The following is an 18,263-nucleotide window of genomic DNA, read 5'->3' on the forward strand; positions in this document are numbered from 1 at the left end:
GTCGCCGAGGCGGCTGTAAACCGGTTTATTTTCAAGGTAGTTGACAGGGGGGCTATGCAGCACAGTTCATTAGCGATGAAAGATATTCGCCAGGTCGCGCAAAAAATGCGTCAGGCTGGCTTGTCTGATATTGAGATCAATAGTCGCCACTACAAAGTGCGCCTGAGATACGAGCCGGGACAGCGGATAGCCTCCGTATCAGAACAGGCCAGCCTGCGGCCGGATGCGATGATGGCATCGGCTCCCGTTCAGCAGAGTGCACGTTCGACAATGCCGGGCCACGTATTGTTGTTTCATCCGCTGAACGGCAAGCCGTTTGCTGAGGTAGGGGCTTCGGTGCAGAAAGGCGCCGTACTGGCGCTGATTAAAGTCGGCCTGATTTATTTGCCGTTGCGCAGCCCGACTGCGGGCGTCGTGGCGTCGCTGACGGTGAACCATGGCGATAGCGTTGAATATGACAGCGAAATTGCCGTGATAAGGGCAATGTAAGTAATAAGTCCCCCTTATTGCCTCAAACCATTTATGTCTTATCCCCGTCGATATTTAGTGGATAAAGTCGTATCACACACTATTTTCGGCCCAGCATAGGCGAATGCCGAAGCATTTACAGGAGAGGCAAATGCCATTTTCAGATTATAAAACGGCTTTAGTGACCGGCGCTTCCGCCGGGATGGGAGAAGCGATCGTCGAGCGCCTTTGTCAGGAGGGCATTACCGTCCATGCCGTTGCCCGGCGTGCGGAGCCGCTGGCGGCGCTGGCCGGGCGTACCGGTTGTATTCCGCATGTGCTTGACGTCGGCGATCTGGATGCCTTAACCCGCTTATGCCGTGAAATCCAGGTCGATATTCTGGTTAACAACGCTGGCGTTTCACGTCCGGGATCGATTCTGAATGCGGATGAAGAGGCGGTTGATACCCAGGTCGATGTCAATTTGCGTGCCGTGCTGCATCTCTGCCGGCTGTTGGTTCCGGGAATGATGGAACGTGACTGCGGCCATGTGATTAATATTACCTCCATTGCCGCCATTTATAATTTTAACGGCAACTCGATTTATCACGCCACGAAAGCCGGCGTACACGCGCTGTCGCGCCAGTTGCGGGTAGATTGCTACGGCAAGCGGGTTCGGATCACCGAGATTTGCCCGGGGCGCGTGGCAACGGATATTTTTGGCAACGTCATGGGCGATAAAGAAGAAGCGCGCCGTCGTTTTATTGATGGATTTGAACTGCCGCAGGCGAAAGATATTGCCGATACCGTCGCTTTCGTGCTGGCCGCCCCCGTTGCCGTCAATTTCGGACATATCGAAATCACGCCAACGTTACAAGTCCCCGGCGGTTTATCAACCATGCGCCCCGATGACGGTTCGCAGTAAGGGCCTGCCGGAGGAAATCGGCGCGCTACAGCGTAATTAAATCCGGCCTTGTCGCAATTCTCACTGGTTATATACCGCTTCCCATTCGTAAGGTGCGTCTGGCCTGCGTGCGTTTTGCATCGCAGCAACGGATGTTATTGCCTATTGCCAAGTAAGGTATTACTTATCGATTCGATAATGAGAACGCATTGGTGATAACGATCACATTTCTGTACCTTACTCCTATACCAACACACATGAGGATACAGTGATGTCAGTAATTAACACCAAAGTTAAACCGTTCAAAAACATGGCGTTCAAAGACGGTAAGTTCATTGAAGTAACTGAGAACGATATCGAAGGTAAGTGGAGCGTGTTCTTCTTCTATCCTGCCGACTTTACTTTCGTTTGCCCGACCGAACTGGGTGACGTTGCTGATTATTATGACGAATTCCAACAGCGCGGCGTGGAAATCTACTCTGTTTCCACCGACACTCATTTCACGCACAAAGCATGGCACAGCAGCTCTGAAACTATCGCTAAAATCAAATACACCATGATCGGCGATCCGACCGGACAGCTGACCCGCAACTTTGAAAACCTGCGTGAAGCTGAAGGTCTGGCCGACCGTGGTACTTTTATCGTTGACCCTCAGGGCATCATCCAGGCGGTGGAAATCACTGCTGAAGGCATCGGCCGCGATGCGTCAGACCTGCTGCGCAAAGTGAAAGCGGCTCAGTATGTCGCTGCTCACCCGGGTGAAGTTTGCCCAGCCAAATGGAAAGAAGGTGAAGCAACGCTGGCTCCGTCTCTGGATCTGGTTGGTAAAATCTAAGCCTGACCTGACCCCCGCAGAGATATTGATGTTTTGATCGGGTGCCTGGCACCCGATTTTTTGCACTGAGGATAACCCCATGCTCGACAATACCATGAAAGTCCAGTTGAAAGCCTATCTGGAAAAGTTAACCAAGCCTGTTGAGTTGATTGCGACTCTGGATGAATCAGCTAAATCGTCTGAAGTAAGAGAGCTCCTGACCGAGATCGCTGGGTTATCCGAACAGGTGAATTTCATTGAAAACAACAGCCTGGCAGTGCGTAAACCTTCTTTTCTGATCACCAACCCAGGTTCTGAGAGCGGCCCGCGTTTTGCCGGCGCGCCAATGGGTCACGAGTTTACCTCGCTGGTTCTCGCGCTGTTACAGGTGGGGGGACATCCGTCAAAAGAAGCGAAAGAATTACTCGATCAAATCCGCAATCTTGACGGTAAATTCCATTTTGAAACCTATTATTCGCTGTCCTGCCACAACTGCCCGGACGTAGTGCAGGCGCTGAATTTAATGGCCGTCCTGAATCCGAATATTACCCATACCGCGATTGACGGCGGCGTGTTCCAGGATGAGATCCAGAGTCGTAATGTCATGGGCGTGCCGACCGTATTCCTGAACGGCGAGCACTTCAGTCAGGGGCGCATGAGCCTTGTCGAAATCGTCACCAAAATTGATACCGGCGCGGGTGCCAAACAGGTTGAGAAACTGAATCAGCGTCCGATGTACGATGTACTGATCGTCGGTAGCGGCCCGGCAGGCGCGGCGGCGGCGGTCTATTCCGCCCGTAAAGGCATTCGTACCGGTCTGATCGGTGAGCGTTTCGGCGGTCAGATATTGGATACCGTGGATATCGAAAACTACATTTCCGTGCCGAAAACGGAAGGGGCGAAACTGGCAACCGCGCTGAAGAGCCACGTTGATGACTATGATGTCGATGTGATTGACGCGCAGAGCGTTGAAGCGTTGATCCCCGGCAGTGAGCCAGGTGCGCCGCATCAGGTGGTGACCGTTTCCGGTGCGGTGTTGAAATCCCGCAGTGTGATCATTGCGACCGGCGCTCGCTGGAGAAACATGAATGTACCGGGTGAAGATCAGTACCGTACCCGCGGCGTGACCTACTGCCCGCACTGTGACGGCCCGCTGTTCAAAGGCAAGCATGTGGCGGTGATTGGCGGCGGTAACTCCGGCGTGGAAGCGGCCATCGATCTGGCGGGTGTAGTGAAGCACGTGACGCTGCTGGAATTCGCGCCGGAGCTGAAAGCGGACTCCGTATTGCAGGACAAACTGCGTAGCCTGCCGAATGTCGATATCATCCTCAACGCGCAGACCACGGAAGTGAAGGGCGACGGCCAGAAAGTAACCGGCCTGGCCTATAAAGATCGCGTTAACGATGTGCAACACGAGCTGCCGCTGGAAGGGATCTTCGTCCAGATCGGTTTGCTGCCTAACACCAACTGGCTGGAAGGCACGGTTGCCAGAAACCGGATTGGCGAAATTGAAATTGATGCCAAGTGCGAAACCAGCGTCAAAGGCGTATTTGCCGCCGGCGACTGCACCACGGTGCCGTACAAGCAGATCATCATTGCCACCGGCGAAGGGGCAAAAGCCTCGCTGAGCGCGTTTGACTATCTGATCAGGACTCAATCCGCCGTGTGATATTAATCCCGGCGGCGTTAAATCGCCGCTGGGGCGGGTAACCTCCCATCATTGTTATATTTAGATATACAGGCAATCGCAGCGTCAGGCGTTGCCCTGTTTTTCCTGTAAGGGATTTTTGTCTTTCTGTGTCCGCCCATTGAGCATTGTTCAATGGGCTTTTTTGGTTTTATGGCGGGCTATCTCTGTTCGCCGCCTTTCAGGTTGTCGCGAGCGAGGTTTAAAAAACGTTTCTGACGTTTTTTTCATTGGCAAAATGGGGGATGGGGCTTGCCAAGGGACAATAACAACTTCATAATACCGCCCACTCTTCGCAGGATGCGGGGAAAATAATCGTAGTCAAAGTATTCACATGTCATGTTTATCGGATCTTCGCTGTATTGTTTTCGTGGTTATCTTTTCATCTTGTTATTACTCTCTTTTTATTAATCCATATAAAAAATCATAATTTTTTGAACAGACTTATCCACAGGTTGCCTGTGAATGTTTTATCCGCCCCCCTATCCTACTGACAAAAGTGCATTTTTTATTTTATTGATATTTATAGATAAAATTTACTTATAAAACGTTGTGGCGATCACTTGTACTTTTTGTGACAGTTGATTGTCAAAGGCTTTTTATATTTATGCACAGGCTGGGATAAAAATTGATGACATTAGCGTGTACGACTCACGCGTCACGGGGTAAGCCTTTTTCTACTGCCCGAATCAGCCTTTTTTTCTGTGAGGATTGAACGTCAATTTGTTGTTCGGCGCGGCGAGCCAATTGCTGTTCAATGGCCCAGTGGATATGTTCATCCAATAGATCGTGTTCACCCAGGCGATTCTGCAATGCCAGCACGATATAGTCCTGATAGGGCGCATTGCCGAGTGCGACGGCAATGTTACGTAGCCAACGAACATGACCAATGCGGCGAATTGCCGATCCTTCCGTTATGCGTAAAAATTTCTCTTCGTTCCACGCAAACAGCGTTACGAGTTCCGGTGCATGCAACGCCGCGCGCGGGCTGAAATCTGCTTCATCGGTTAATTGTGAAAAACGGTTCCAGGGGCAAATCAGCTGGCAGTCATCACATCCATAGATACGATTACCCATCAGTGGGCGAAATTCCTCAGGGATCGGGCCTTCGAGTTCGATTGTCAGATAAGAAATACAACGCCGGGCATCCACGGTATAAGGCGCGACAATCGCTCCGGTAGGGCAGGTCGTCATGCAGGCGACGCAACGTCCGCATTGTTCATCCTGTGGTTGATCCACTGGCAGAGGTAAGTCGATCAGCAATTCGCCGAGAAAGAACCAGGAACCCGATTCTCTGTTTAATATAAGTGAGTGTTTACCAACCCAGCCAATGCCGGCTTTGGCCGCCAGCGGACGTTCCATGATCGGCGCGGAATCGACGAACGGACGAAAATTCAGCTCTCCGCAATAATGCTGAATCCGATCGCCGAGCTTCTTCAGGCGCTGGCGCAGCAGCTTGTGATAATCACGGCCAAGGGCATAGCGACTGACGTAGCCCGACAGGGGATTGTTCAACGTACTGGCAAATGCCGCTTTGGCAGGGAGATAGTTCATGCGAACGCTGATGACCCGCAGCGTTCCCGGCAGCAGCTCATGCGGGCGGGCGCGCAGCATACCGTGACGAGCCATCCATTCCATCTCACCGTGGTATTGCTTATCCAGCCAGGCCTGTAATTTAGGCTCTTCATGAGATAAATCCGTGTCACAAATACCAATCTGCTGGAATCCCAGCTCCTGACCCCATTGCTTGATAAGTTGTGCTAATTCACTGAGATCGTAGGGGTATGACATGGCCAACCGGTAAGAAGAAGAAACACCGGTCTATTTTACCACATTACCTTTTACTGGCCGACTTTGTTGACGCGTAGTGTAAGTCTGGCGATTACGTCAGTTGCTTGCTAAGTTGAAGTCATTCGATAGAAGCTTCAGGGGGAGCGATGGCTGACCAGCAACAGCGGGGCGCAGACGTTTTGCCGTGCGTGGTATTTGGCGCGGAGTGGCTACGTAATGAAGAGGCGAGGGCGGCTAACGAGTCGGGCGTCTCGTTAAGTACGCTGATGCAGCGTGCGGGTGAAAAGGCATTTCAGGTTGCTTGCCGATATTATCCCTCAGCCAAGCACTGGCTGATCCTCGTCGGACACGGCAACAACGGCGGCGATGGTTACGTCGTCGCTACGCTGGCGCTTGCCGCCGGGATAACGCCGCATGTGATTGCCTGTTCCGGGCAACGTCCACTACCTGAGGAAGCGCGGGCTGCGCGTCAGGCGTGGTTGGATCTGGGGGGAGAAATTCATGAAGCTGACGAGTCATGGCCTGAAGCCGTCGATCTGATCATTGATGGACTGCTGGGAACGGGCCTTGCTGCTGCGCCGCGCTCACCCTATGACACGCTAATCGTTCAGGCGAACGCCCATTCCGCACCGATTATTTCTCTTGATATTCCTTCTGGATTAAATGCTGAAACAGGCGCGTGTGCGGGCGAAGCCATTCGCGCGGCGCATACGGTTACGTTTATTGCGCTAAAACCCGGCTTACTGACGGGAAATGCCCGCGATCGTGTCGGGAAACTACACTATAGTGCATTGGGATTATCGGCCTGGCTGGCTGAACAACACGCGCCTATCCGGCGGCTTGTTGCATCATCACTGGTGGAATGGTTAACGCCACGGCGTCCCACATCACATAAAGGCGACAATGGCCGGCTATTGATAGTCGGAGGCAACGACGGCACGGGGGGAGCGGTGTTGATGGCGGGAGAAGCATCACTGCGAACCGGCGCGGGGTTAGTGCGAGTACTCACTCACAAACAATACCTGTCGGCATTGTTAACGGCTTGTCCTGAACTTATGGTGCAGGAACTGACGTCGGATACGCTGCGGCAAGGGCTGGAGTGGGCGGATGTCGTGGTGATTGGCCCTGGTCTGGGACAGGACGAATGGGGGAAAAATGCGCTGCGTTTGGCGGAAAATTGTAACAAACCCATGTTATGGGATGCTGATGCGCTTAACCTGCTGGCAATCAATCCGCATAAACGGCAGAATCGCGTGCTGACACCGCACCCCGGAGAAGCGGCCCGTTTATTGAATTGCCGTGTGTCTGATATTGAAAGTAATCGCTTACTTGCAGTTCAAAAACTGGTAAAACGCTATGGTGGTATCGTGGTATTAAAAGGTGCGGGAACGGTGATTGCCGGTGAGCAAGGGCAGCTTGCCATTGCTGATGTGGGTAATCCGGGTATGGCGACTGGCGGTATGGGTGATGTGCTGTCTGGTATCATCGGTGGTTTGCTGGCGCAAAAGTTATCGCTGTATGATGCCGCCTGTGCAGGCTGCGTCGTGCATGGCGCGGCTGCCGACTGGCTGGCGGCGCAACGCGGAACCCGCGGTATGTTGGCAACCGACCTGATGCCGGTGTTGTCCCAATATGTAAATCCTGAGCGGATGCCCTTAGAAAAGACAGAATGAAAAAAATCGTATTATCTCTGCCGGATGAGGCAGCAACCATCGCGTTAGGCGCAGTGCTGGCTAAAGCCTGCGAGGGGGCCTGCGTTATCCATCTGTATGGCGATCTTGGCGCGGGGAAAACCACGTTCAGCCGCGGTTTTTTGCAGGCCCTTGGCCACCAGGCGAACGTAAAAAGCCCGACCTATACGCTTGTCGAACCTTACGATCTTACACCGCTGGCGGTCTATCATTTTGATCTCTATCGTCTTGCCGACCCGGAAGAGCTTGAGTTTATGGGGATTCGCGATTATCTGGAACAGGACGCTATTTGTCTGATTGAGTGGCCTCAGCAAGGCGCGGGGGTATTACCCGACGCTGATATTGAGCTGCATCTGCATTACCAGGAACAAGGTCGACAGGCCGACGTCTCCGCCGTATCGGCGCTGGGGGCGGCTATCCTGCAACGGCTGGCCGAGCAGACAAGGATAAACGTGTCATGATGAGTCGTATGATTAAGCTATTGCTATGTATATGGCTGTCGCTTGCCGGATCGGCCTGGGCGGCTAACCTGTCCGATCTTAAGGTCGATAACGCTTCTGGTCAGGCAACGGTCAGCCTGAGTTTTAGCGGTCAGCCTGTCTATGCGTTCTTTCCGCTCAGTAACCCTGCACGAGTGGTGATTGATATTCGCCAGACCGGATTGATTCAGGGACTCCCCCTGGAGTTCAGCGGACAAAACCTGATTAAACGTATTCGAACCAGCAATGCGCAGGATGCGCAGAGTCTGCGGCTGGTGCTGGATTTGACGCAGGCGGCCAAAACCCGCGCCGTGACGCAGAAAACGGGCTCAGGTTATACCGTGGTCTTCACCGTGACGGGGGATAAACCTAAAACGGTAGCGAGAACCGCCCCGGCGGTGTCGTCTGGTCAGCAACGCCCGGTAACGTCTGAACCGGTTAAAAATCCGTTTACTAATAAGCCAACCGTGGTGGTGAACAGCAACGCTTCCGCCCGAACGCCTGCGCGCGCGACCGCGACGGGGAGCCTCGAACGCGTCGTGGTGGCCATCGATGCCGGTCACGGTGGACAGGACCCTGGTGCGATAGGTTTGAACGGATTGCGGGAAAAGAATGTCACCATTGCGATAGCCCGTAAGTTGCACGCGCTTCTGAACAACGATCCCGCCTTCAGGCCTGTACTCACCCGAGATGGCGACTATTTTGTTTCGGTGATGGGACGTTCAGACGTCGCGCGTAAGCAAGGGGCCAATATCCTGGTTTCTATTCATGCAGATGCGGCGCCGAATCGTAGCGCGAGCGGAGCGTCGGTATGGGTTCTGTCGAATCGCCGGGCGAACAGTGAAATGGCGAACTGGCTGGAACAGCATGAGAAACAGTCTGAATTGCTGGGCGGGGCAGGCGATTTGCTCGCCAACAACAGCGCCGATCCTTATTTAAGTCAGGCCGTATTGGATTTGCAGTTCGGGCATTCGCAGCGTGTCGGTTATGACGTCGCAACCAAGGTTCTGACTGAGTTGCAACGCGTTGGCGGATTGCATAAGCGCCGACCTGAACACGCCAGTCTGGGCGTGTTGCGTTCCCCGGATATCCCGTCGTTATTGGTTGAAACCGGGTTTATCAGCAATGTAGAAGAAGAACGTCTATTGGGTAGCAGTGCGTATCAGGAGAAAATCGCCAATGCGATTTATCAGGGACTAAGAGGCTATTTCCAGACGCATCCGTTGCAATCTGCCCCAAAGCAGGAAGGCCGTCCGGTTCAGTCGGCGGCAAATAAAACCTCTGGCGCTGTCACGACGCCGGTGGAAAAAAGCAGCGGCAATACGAGTAGCGGCACCATCCGTCACACCGTGGTTCGTGGCGAGACGCTGTCTGCCATTGCAACTCGCTATGGCGTGAGTATGGCATCGATCCGCGAGTTGAATAAGCTGAATAAAGACATCGTTTGGATTGGTCAACGTTTAGCGATCCCGGCTTCAGGATCCAAAACGGCGACTTCGACGGCAAATACGAAAAAAGCAGCGCCCGTGAAGCATAAAGTGGTGCGTGGTGATAGCCTGAGTGCGATTGCCGCCCGCTATGGCGTCAGCATGAAAGAGATTCAGCAGGCAAATGCGATGACCTCAGGCACCGTACAACTGGGGCAGACGTTGATTATTCCGTCAGCATAAACCGATGTTTTATTAAGCCCATATTTTACGCAGATTTTTCATTCAGATAGGTAAGAGGGAAACGCCATGCCGATTCAGGTTTTGCCACCGCAATTGGCTAATCAGATTGCTGCCGGGGAGGTGGTGGAGCGTCCTGCTTCTGTGGTTAAGGAACTGGTGGAAAACAGTCTGGATGCCGGCGCGACCCGTATTGACATTGATATAGAACGCGGCGGCGCCAAGTTGATACGCATCCGTGACAACGGCGCCGGTATCGGAAAGGATGAACTGACGCTGGCGCTGGCCCGTCATGCGACCAGCAAGATTGCCACGCTCGACGATTTGGAAGCCATCGTCAGTATGGGATTTCGCGGCGAAGCGCTGGCCAGTATCAGTTCGGTTTCTCGTTTAACGCTGACGTCGCGTACCGCAGAGCAGTCTGAAGCGTGGCAGGCTTATGCCGAAGGCCGGGACATGGAGGTTACCGTCAAACCTGCGGCGCATCCGGTTGGCACGACGCTGGAAGTGCTGGATCTGTTTTACAACACGCCTGCCCGTCGCAAATTCATGCGTACGGAGAAAACCGAATTCACCCATATTGATGAGGTTGTTCGTCGGATCGCGCTGGCTCATTTCGATGTCGCCATCACGCTACATCATAACGGTAAACTTATCCGGCAATATCGATCTGTGACCGATCCCTCACAGCATGAGCGCCGGCTGGGTAGTATCTGCGGCAGCGCGTTTTTGCAGCATGCGTTAGCCGTGTCATGGCAGCATGACGATTTAACCATCCATGGCTGGGTGGCCGACCCCGCTGGCGCCAAACAGTTACCTGAAATGCAATATTGCTATGTCAACCGACGCATGATGCGCGATCGGTTAATCAACCATGCGATTCGACAGGCTTATCAGGATCGACTTAACGACGATCAGCAACCCGCTTACGTTCTGTATCTGGAGATTGACCCCCATCAGGTGGATGTCAATGTGCATCCGGCCAAGCATGAAGTCCGGTTCCATCAGGCCCGGTTGGTGCATGATTTTATTTATCAGGCGGTGATGACGGTATTACAGCAGGCATCCGCACCGACGCTTGCCATCTCCGAGCCGGGAACGGAGCAGCCGATATCATGGCGGCAGGAAAATCGCACGGCCGCCGGCGAAAACCATTTTGCCCAGCCGACGTCCACGCCGGCTGAAAAATCCGGCGGTCGGGCGGGTAAGGCCGGTGAACCCCATTATCCCGCGGGTTCTTCGTACCAGAAGAAACAAGGCGATCTTTACAGGAAGCTGCTGCAAGCCGAAGATGGCGGTGAGCGTTCATCCCGACAGGTTTCGTCAGCACCGTCCACGGGACAATCCCGCTCCGGGGACGGTGCTGAAGCGCGAGTCCACGAAACGGCGCCGATAACGGATACGACTTCTGCGCAAGCCGAAAAAACGCGTTCGTCTATTGAGCCGCCGCTCGAAAGCAACGCTGCTGGGTTTGGACGCGTGCTAACGGTTTACCCGCCTTGTTATGCCTTGTTGGAATACCGCAAAGGATTAGCCTTACTTTCTTTACCGACCGCAGAGCGTTATCTGAAAATCGTGCAGCTAACGCCGACCGGAGAAGGGTTGCGGCCGCAGCCGCTTTTAATTCCGCAACGTCTGACGCTGGGCAAATCCGAACTTGCCGTGCTGGCAACGCATCAGCCGTTGCTGAAAACCTTTGGCATTGATGTTCTGGTTGAAGCGCAGCGCGCCACGCTAAGAGCGGTACCTTTACCATTACGCCAACAAAATTTACAAAACTTGATCTCTGAACTGTTAGGCTATCTGGCCGATTATCAAACGGTAGCGCCGGAAGTTCTGGCCGGCTGGCTGGCGTCCCGGTTGAAGAGCGAACAGGACGTCTGGGGACATTCTCAGGCGATACAACTCTTGACGGATGTCGAGCGACTTTGTCCTCAGTTGGTAAAGGCGCCGCCGCCCGAACTTTTACAGATGATGGATATCCAGACCGCCATCAAGGCGTTGAAGCATGAGTGATTTTGAACAGGCGTCGCTTCCCCCTGCCATTTTTATCATGGGGCCGACGGCATCCGGCAAAACAGCGCTGGCGATGGCATTGCGTCAATATTTACCCGTAGAGTTGATTAGTGTTGATTCAGCCCTCATCTACCAAGGGATGGATATCGGAACGGCGAAACCGAGTGCGGCGGAACTGGCTCAGGCTCCGCACCGCCTGATCGATATTCTCGATCCGGCGGAATCGTATTCGGCGGCGGATTTTCGGCGTGATGCGCTGCGGGAAATGGCGCAAATCAGCGCGTCCGGGCGTATTCCCCTGTTAGTCGGGGGCACGATGCTTTACTTTAAAGCCTTGCTTGAAGGACTTTCTCCCTTGCCTTCTGCCGACGCGGCTGTGCGGCAACGTATTGAGGCGCAGGCGAAAGAAATAGGCTGGGAAGCCATGCATCGACAGTTATGTGAGATAGATCCGGTTGCCGCGACTCGGATTCATCCAAATGATCCACAGAGACTCTCGCGGGCACTGGAAGTTTTTTTCGTTTCAGGTAACACTTTAACTGAACTGACAAAAATGTCTGGTGAAGCGTTGCCGTATAAGGTTCATCAGTTTGCTATCGCCCCGGCGACACGCGAGTTGTTGCATCAGCGTATTGAACTGCGTTTTCACCAGATGTTGGCGGCGGGTTTTGAGGCGGAGGCCCGGGCGCTTTTCGCCCGAAACGATTTGCATACGGAGTTGCCTTCCATTCGTTGTGTTGGTTATCGCCAGATGTGGTCATATTTATCCGGTGAAATTGATTACGATGAAATGGTTTACCGGGGAGTTTGTGCGACAAGGCAGCTTGCCAAAAGACAAATGACTTGGTTGCGTGGTTGGGATGATGTCTGCTGGTTAGACAGTGAAAAGCCAAAAGAAGCACTGGACAAGGTAATACAGGTTGTTAGTGCATAGGTTGAGTGATTGTGTACAATTGGCGAGTCTCAGCGCACAAATTTTTGACATCGTTATTTTAGAGCCATAGGGTTCTTTGTTACAAACAACAAATAAGGAAAATATAGAATGGCTAAGGGGCAATCTTTGCAAGATCCGTTCCTGAACGCATTGCGTCGCGAACGTGTTCCGGTTTCGATTTATTTGGTGAATGGTATCAAGTTGCAAGGTCAGATTGAGTCTTTCGATCAGTTTGTCATTTTGTTAAAGAATACGGTGAGTCAGATGGTGTATAAGCACGCCATTTCGACTGTTGTTCCATCCCGTCCGGTGTCTCACCATAGCAATAACCCAGGCACCAGCAACTATCATGGTAACAGCCCGGCTGGTCAGCAGCAGCCACAGGAAAGTGATGACGCTGAATAAAGCGTGCTATCAATTCACCATGGCGGGGGCGCTGAATGCATCGCCAGTTTCCCTCGCTTTGGTGTTTTTTGTTCGTTTGAGAGGTTACTCGCTTGTTTGACCGTTATGAAGCCGGTGAACGGGCCATACTAGTTCATATTTACTTCTCGCAAGACAAAGATACGGAAGATCTGCTGGAGTTCGAGTCTCTGGTGTCTTCTGCTGGCATTGAGTCGTTGCAGGTTATTACCGGCAGTCGTAAAGCACCTCACCCCAAGTATTTTGTTGGCGAAGGCAAGGCCGAAGAAATTGCGCAGGCAGTAAAAGAGACAGATGCTTTTGTGGTACTGTTTGATCATGCGCTGACGCCAGCTCAGGAACGTAATCTTGAACGGGTGTGTGAGTGTCGGGTCATTGACCGTACCGGATTGATTCTGGATATTTTTGCCCAGCGCGCACGTACCCACGAAGGCAAATTACAGGTAGAACTGGCGCAATTGCGTCACCTTGCGACCCGTCTGGTTCGTGGCTGGACGCACCTTGAGCGACAAAAAGGCGGTATCGGGTTACGTGGCCCGGGGGAAACTCAGCTCGAAACGGACCGTCGGTTGCTGCGTAATCGCATCAGCCAGATTTTATCCCGCCTTGAGCGGGTGGAAAAACAACGTGAACAGGGACGCCGGGCACGCGTGCGTGCGGACGTGCCGACAGTTTCGCTGGTGGGATATACCAACGCCGGTAAATCGACGTTGTTTAACAGCATTACATCGGCGGACGTGTATGCCGCCGATCAGTTATTTGCCACGCTGGACCCGACATTACGCCGTATTGAAGTCGATGATGTTGGGGATACGGTGCTGGCGGATACCGTAGGTTTTATCCGTCAGCTGCCACATGATTTGGTGGCTGCGTTTAAAGCCACATTACAGGAAACGCGTCAGGCTTCTCTGTTACTGCATGTTGTCGATGCCGCCGATCCTCGTCTTGACGAGAATATTGATGCTGTGGATACCGTGTTGGCAGAGATTGAAGCGGATGAAATACCTGCACTGTTGGTAATGAACAAGATTGATATGCTGGAAGGTTTCGCACCGCGTATCGATCGCAACGAAGAAAATTTACCGATCAGAGTCTGGCTTTCCGCGCAGACCGGTGAAGGTATTCCGTTGCTATTTCAAGCGTTGACTGAGCGGCTATCCGGGGAAATCGCGCAATATACGCTGCGTCTTCCCCCGCAGGCAGGACGCTTGCGCAGTCGTTTTTACCAGCTTCAGGCAATAGAGGAAGAGTGGATCGAAGAGGATGGGCAAATCGGTCTGGCGATTCGTATGCCGATTGCCGACTGGCGTCGCCTCTGTAAACAAGAGCAGGAAATGACGGATTATATTGTCTGACTGGCAGAAACTGTCTGAATGGCGAAATAGTCTGACGGACTCTGGGATATTGAACCTGAAGAACATCTATCATAAAGAATGGAGCTAAAACATGGCGTGGAATCAGCCCGGTAATAACGGACAGGACCGCGACCCGTGGGGGAGCAGCAATAATAATAGCGGCAACTCTGGCGGTAATAACAATAAAGGTGGCCGGGATCAAGGGCCACCGGATCTGGACGATATCTTCCGCAAACTGAGTAAAAAACTCAGCGAGCTGGGAGGCGGAAGAAGTTCGGGGTCTAACGGCGGTACGTCCGGTGGTTCCGGCCTTGGTGGCCGGGTTGTCGGTATTGTGGCCGTTGCTGCCGTTGTCATCTGGGCGGCCAGTGGCTTCTATACCATTAAAGAAGCCGAACGCGGTGTTGTGATGCGTTTTGGTAAATTCAGCCATCAGGTTGAGCCTGGTCTGAACTGGAAACCCACGTTCATTGATTCGGTCAGAGCGGTGAACGTCGAATCGGTACGTGAATTGGCTACGGCAGGCGTGATGCTGACGTCGGACGAAAACGTCGTTCGCGTGGAAATGAACGTTCAGTATCGTGTGATGGAACCGGAACGTTATCTGTTCAGCGTGACGAATGCGGATGACAGCCTGCGTCAGGCAACCGACAGCGCACTGCGTGGCGTTATCGGTAAATACACGATGGACAAGATCCTGACTGAAGGTCGTACCATTGTCCGTACCGATACCCAGCGCGTACTCGAAGAAACCGTGCGTCCGTACAACATGGGGATAACCCTGCTGGACGTCAACTTCCAGGCGGCACGTCCGCCAGAAGAAGTGAAAGCGGCGTTTGACGATGCGATTGCCGCACGTGAAAACGAACAGCAATACATTCGTGAAGCCGAAGCGTATGCGAATGAGGTTCAGCCGCGTGCCAACGGTCAGGCGCAACGTATTCTGGAAGAGGCCCGAGCTTATAAAACGCGTACCGTTCTGGAAGCGCAGGGTGAGGTTGCCCGTTTCGCCAGAGTATTACCAGAATATAAAGCGGCACCGGAAATTACTCGCGAGCGTCTGTATATCGAAACCATGGAGCGTGTCTTGAGCCATACCCGTAAGGTTCTGGTCAATGACAAAGGCGGCAACCTGATGGTATTGCCGCTGGATCAGATGCTGCGCGGATCAAGCAGCGACGATAATACGCAAAGCAACAGCGCTAATCCGTTACGTTTGCCTGCAACATCGGGCAGCAGCGGGGCGAGTACCAGCCAGACGCGAAGCAGCAACAATGGAAATATCATGGATCAACGCAGAGCGAATGCGCAGCGTGATGACATCACTCGAGTAGGGAGAGAATAATCAATGCGTAAGCCCTTACTATTTATCCTGATCCTGGTACTGATGGTGGTCTACGCGTCACTGTTTGTGGTGCAGGAAGGCCAGCGTGGCATCGTGATGCGTTTTGGCAAAGTGTTGCGCGATGATGAAAACAAGCCTCTGATTTATGCGCCGGGACTACAGTTTAAAGTGCCGTTCATTGATTCCGTGAAAATGCTGGATGCCCGTATCCAGACCATGGAGAATCAGGCCGATCGCTTTATCACTAAAGAGCAGAAAGATCTGATCATTGATTCCTATATCAAATGGCGAATCAGCGATTTCAGTCGTTACTATCTCGCTACGGGCGGAGGGGATGTCTCTCAGGCCGAGGTGCTGCTCAAACGTAAATTCAGCGACCGTCTGCGTTCAGAAATTGGTCGCCTGGATTTGAAAGGCATCGTTACCGATTCCCGTGGTCAGTTGATGACCGATGTGCGCGATGCATTGAACACCGGGACCGGGGAAACGACCGAAGCCGATAACGCGATAGCTTCGGCGGCGGCCCGTGTTGAACAGGAAACGACCGGCATCCAGCCGCATGTTAACCCGAACAGCATGGCTGCGCTGGGTATTGAAGTGATTGATGTGCGGATTAAGCAGATTAACCTGCCGACCGAAGTGTCTGATGCCATCTACCAACGTATGCGCGCAGAGCGTGAAGCGGTAGCGCGCCGTCACCGTTCACAAGGTCAGGAAGAAGCTGAGAAGTTAAAAGCAACGGCTGACTATGAAGTAACCCGTACGCTGGCTGAAGCTGAACGTCAGGGACGTATTACGCGTGGTGAAGGCGATGCGGAATCGGCGAAACTGTTTGCCAACGCATTCAGCGAAGATCCTGACTTCTACTCTTTCATTCGTAGTCTGCGTGCGTATGAAAGTAGTTTCAGTTCTAATCAGGACGTCATGGTGCTGAGCCCGGACAGTGACTTCTTCCGTTATATGAAATCACCGGATTCGACGCTCCGTCGTTAAGCATTACCCTGAATTCAATAGCGTTAAAGCCCGTATTTACGTACGGGCTTTTTTATGACGGGCGATCCTGCCCATCAACTCTGGTCGGAGTTTTTTATGAATGCAACCGTTTGGATGGCTCTGGGACTGGTACTGATTATCGAAGGACTGGGTCCTTTACTGTTTCCCCGCATCTGGCGGCGTATGATTCTGGCAATGGCGCAGTTGCCTGACAACACATTGCGACGTTTCGGCGGTGGAATAGTGGTTGCCGGTTGTGTGATCTACTACATGTTGCGTAGCCGCATGGGCAGTTAAAATTCATCTGAAAAATGTGCGCAAACGTGTGCTAAAAGTACTGAAAGCGAGCAAATGAGATGTTAGAATCTTTTTTTAAGCAACCTGGTGATTTTTGAGATGGGTAAGAACGTCGTCGTACTGGGCACCCAATGGGGTGACGAAGGTAAAGGCAAGGTCGTTGACCTGCTGACTGAACGGGCTAAATATGTTGTGCGCTACCAAGGTGGTCACAATGCTGGCCACACTCTGGTTATCAACGGTGAAAAAACCGTTCTTCATTTAATTCCCTCTGGCATTCTGCGTGAAAATGTTGTCAGCATCATCGCTAACGGCGTTGTGCTGGCGCCTGACGCGCTGATGAAAGAAATGACGGAACTTGAAGCGCGTGGCGTCCCGGTACGCGAACGTTTACTGCTTTCTGAAGCCTGTCCGTTAATTCTCCCTTATCACGTTGCGTTGGATAATGCGCGTGAGAAAGCGCGTGGTGCCAAAGCTATCGGTACGACGGGGCGTGGTATCGGCCCGGCGTATGAAGATAAAGTCGCGCGTCGTGGCCTGCGTGTGGGCGATCTTTTCAACAAGGAAACGTTTGCTGTCAAGTTGAAAGAGATCGTTGAGTATCATAACTTCCAATTGGTTAACTACTATAAAGTTGAAGCAGTTGACTATCAGAAAGTGCTGGATGAGGTTCTGGCGATTGCTGATACCCTGACGGCCATGGTGGTTGATGTTTCCGATCTGTTGTACAAAGCGCATCTGCGTGGCGATTTCGTCATGTTTGAAGGTGCGCAGGGTACGCTGTTGGATATCGATCACGGTACTTACCCATACGTGACGTCCTCCAATACCACGGCAGGTGGCGTGGCGACCGGTTCCGGTCTGGGCCCACGTTACGTTGATTATGTCCTGGGCATTGTGAAGGCCTATTCTACTCGCGTAGGCGCCGGTCCATTCCCTACCGAGCTGTTTGATGATGTTGGCGAACATCTTTCTTTGAAGGGTAACGAATTTGGCGCCACCACCGGTCGCCGCCGCCGGACTGGCTGGCTGGACGCCGTTGCGGTTCGCCGTGCGGTACAGATTAACTCTCTGTCGGGGTTCTGCATGACCAAACTGGACGTGCTGGATGGCCTGAAAGAAGTCAAAATCTGTGTGGGATATCGTATGCCTGATGGCAGCGAAGTAGATACCACACCGCTGGCTGCCGAAGGTTGGGAAGGTATTGAGCCAATCTATGAAACGTTGCCAGGCTGGTCTGAAAGTACCTTTGGCGTTCAAGATCACAGCAAATTGCCGCAGGCTGCACTGAACTACATTAAACGTGTAGAAGAAGTGACGGGGGTTCCGGTTGATATTATTTCTACCGGCCCGGAGCGTAGCGAAACGATGATCCTGCGCGATCCGTTTGACGCCTGATTTGCCGGGTAACAGGCGATTT

The 18,263-nt window shown here is 52.8% G+C and carries 16 protein-coding genes; 15 read left to right on the top strand and 1 reads right to left on the bottom strand.

Annotation, left to right across the window (positions count from 1 at the left end):
• Nucleotides 1–54: 54 nt before the first annotated feature.
• From B4923_RS00240 to ahpF, 4 genes are all read left to right on the top strand, one after another.
• Nucleotides 55–489, top strand: coding sequence for an acetyl-CoA carboxylase biotin carboxyl carrier protein (locus tag B4923_RS00240; protein ID WP_109052348.1), 435 nt, complete (start codon nt 55–57; stop codon nt 487–489).
• Between the two features lie 130 nt (nt 490–619).
• The gene (locus B4923_RS00245) at nt 620–1,372 is read left to right on the top strand and encodes an SDR family oxidoreductase (RefSeq protein WP_109052349.1); all 753 of its coding nucleotides are present in this window, start codon (nt 620–622) and stop codon (nt 1,370–1,372) included.
• Nucleotides 1,373–1,622: 250 nt separating this feature from the next.
• Entirely contained in the window at nt 1,623–2,186 is a 564-nt protein-coding gene (gene ahpC, locus B4923_RS00250; RefSeq protein WP_109052350.1) for an alkyl hydroperoxide reductase subunit C, read from the top strand.
• Between the two features lie 79 nt (nt 2,187–2,265).
• A complete protein-coding gene (gene ahpF / locus B4923_RS00255) occupies nt 2,266–3,834 on the top strand; it encodes an alkyl hydroperoxide reductase subunit F (RefSeq protein ID WP_109052351.1) in 1,569 nt (522 codons plus the stop codon).
• 669 nt (nt 3,835–4,503) lie between these two features.
• Here ahpF and queG read toward each other — a convergent pair.
• Nucleotides 4,504–5,643, bottom strand: coding sequence for a tRNA epoxyqueuosine(34) reductase QueG (gene queG, locus B4923_RS00260; RefSeq protein ID WP_109052352.1), 1,140 nt, complete (start codon nt 5,641–5,643; stop codon nt 4,504–4,506).
• 146 nt (nt 5,644–5,789) lie between these two features.
• Between queG and nnr the strand changes: the two genes are divergently transcribed.
• From nnr to B4923_RS00315, 11 genes are all read left to right on the top strand, one after another.
• Nucleotides 5,790–7,316: a bifunctional ADP-dependent NAD(P)H-hydrate dehydratase/NAD(P)H-hydrate epimerase gene (nnr, locus tag B4923_RS00265; protein ID WP_109052353.1), complete on the top strand. Its 1,527-nt coding sequence runs from the start codon at nt 5,790–5,792 to the stop codon at nt 7,314–7,316.
• A complete protein-coding gene (tsaE, locus tag B4923_RS00270) occupies nt 7,313–7,795 on the top strand; it encodes a tRNA (adenosine(37)-N6)-threonylcarbamoyltransferase complex ATPase subunit type 1 TsaE (RefSeq protein ID WP_109052354.1) in 483 nt (160 codons plus the stop codon). Before nnr ends, tsaE begins: the two co-directional genes overlap by 4 nt.
• Nucleotides 7,792–9,483: an N-acetylmuramoyl-L-alanine amidase AmiB gene (gene amiB, locus B4923_RS00275; protein WP_109052355.1), complete on the top strand. Its 1,692-nt coding sequence runs from the start codon at nt 7,792–7,794 to the stop codon at nt 9,481–9,483. Before tsaE ends, amiB begins: the two co-directional genes overlap by 4 nt.
• Before the next feature lie 66 nt (nt 9,484–9,549).
• Nucleotides 9,550–11,496 carry a DNA mismatch repair endonuclease MutL gene (gene mutL, locus B4923_RS00280; RefSeq protein ID WP_109052356.1) on the top strand — a complete coding sequence of 649 codons (1,947 nt, stop codon included), beginning with the start codon at nt 9,550–9,552 and terminating at the stop codon, nt 11,494–11,496.
• Nucleotides 11,489–12,430, top strand: a complete 942-nt coding sequence (gene miaA / locus B4923_RS00285; RefSeq protein ID WP_109052357.1) for a tRNA (adenosine(37)-N6)-dimethylallyltransferase MiaA — start codon at nt 11,489–11,491, stop codon at nt 12,428–12,430. The genes mutL and miaA overlap by 8 nt, the downstream gene beginning before the upstream one ends.
• A 108-nt stretch (nt 12,431–12,538) precedes the next feature.
• Nucleotides 12,539–12,835 (top strand): RNA chaperone Hfq, encoded by a 297-nt coding sequence (gene hfq / locus B4923_RS00290; RefSeq protein ID WP_109052358.1) that lies wholly within the window; start codon nt 12,539–12,541, stop codon nt 12,833–12,835.
• Between the two features lie 92 nt (nt 12,836–12,927).
• Complete coding sequence (gene hflX, locus B4923_RS00295; protein WP_109052359.1) at nt 12,928–14,208, top strand: ribosome rescue GTPase HflX; 1,281 nt, start codon at nt 12,928–12,930, stop codon at nt 14,206–14,208.
• A gap of 91 nt (nt 14,209–14,299) precedes the next feature.
• Nucleotides 14,300–15,553 (top strand): FtsH protease activity modulator HflK, encoded by a 1,254-nt coding sequence (gene hflK, locus B4923_RS00300; RefSeq protein WP_109052360.1) that lies wholly within the window; start codon nt 14,300–14,302, stop codon nt 15,551–15,553.
• A gap of 3 nt (nt 15,554–15,556) precedes the next feature.
• Entirely contained in the window at nt 15,557–16,546 is a 990-nt protein-coding gene (gene hflC, locus B4923_RS00305; protein WP_109052361.1) for a protease modulator HflC, read from the top strand.
• A gap of 96 nt (nt 16,547–16,642) precedes the next feature.
• Complete coding sequence (locus B4923_RS00310; protein ID WP_109052663.1) at nt 16,643–16,843, top strand: DUF2065 domain-containing protein; 201 nt, start codon at nt 16,643–16,645, stop codon at nt 16,841–16,843.
• 99 nt (nt 16,844–16,942) lie between these two features.
• Nucleotides 16,943–18,241: an adenylosuccinate synthase gene (locus B4923_RS00315; RefSeq protein ID WP_109052362.1), complete on the top strand. Its 1,299-nt coding sequence runs from the start codon at nt 16,943–16,945 to the stop codon at nt 18,239–18,241.
• The last annotated feature ends 22 nt before the right edge of the window (nt 18,242–18,263 follow it).

This window comes from Brenneria roseae subsp. americana (genome assembly GCF_003115815.1).
GTDB classification, from domain to species: Bacteria; Pseudomonadota; Gammaproteobacteria; order Enterobacterales; family Enterobacteriaceae; genus Brenneria; species Brenneria roseae.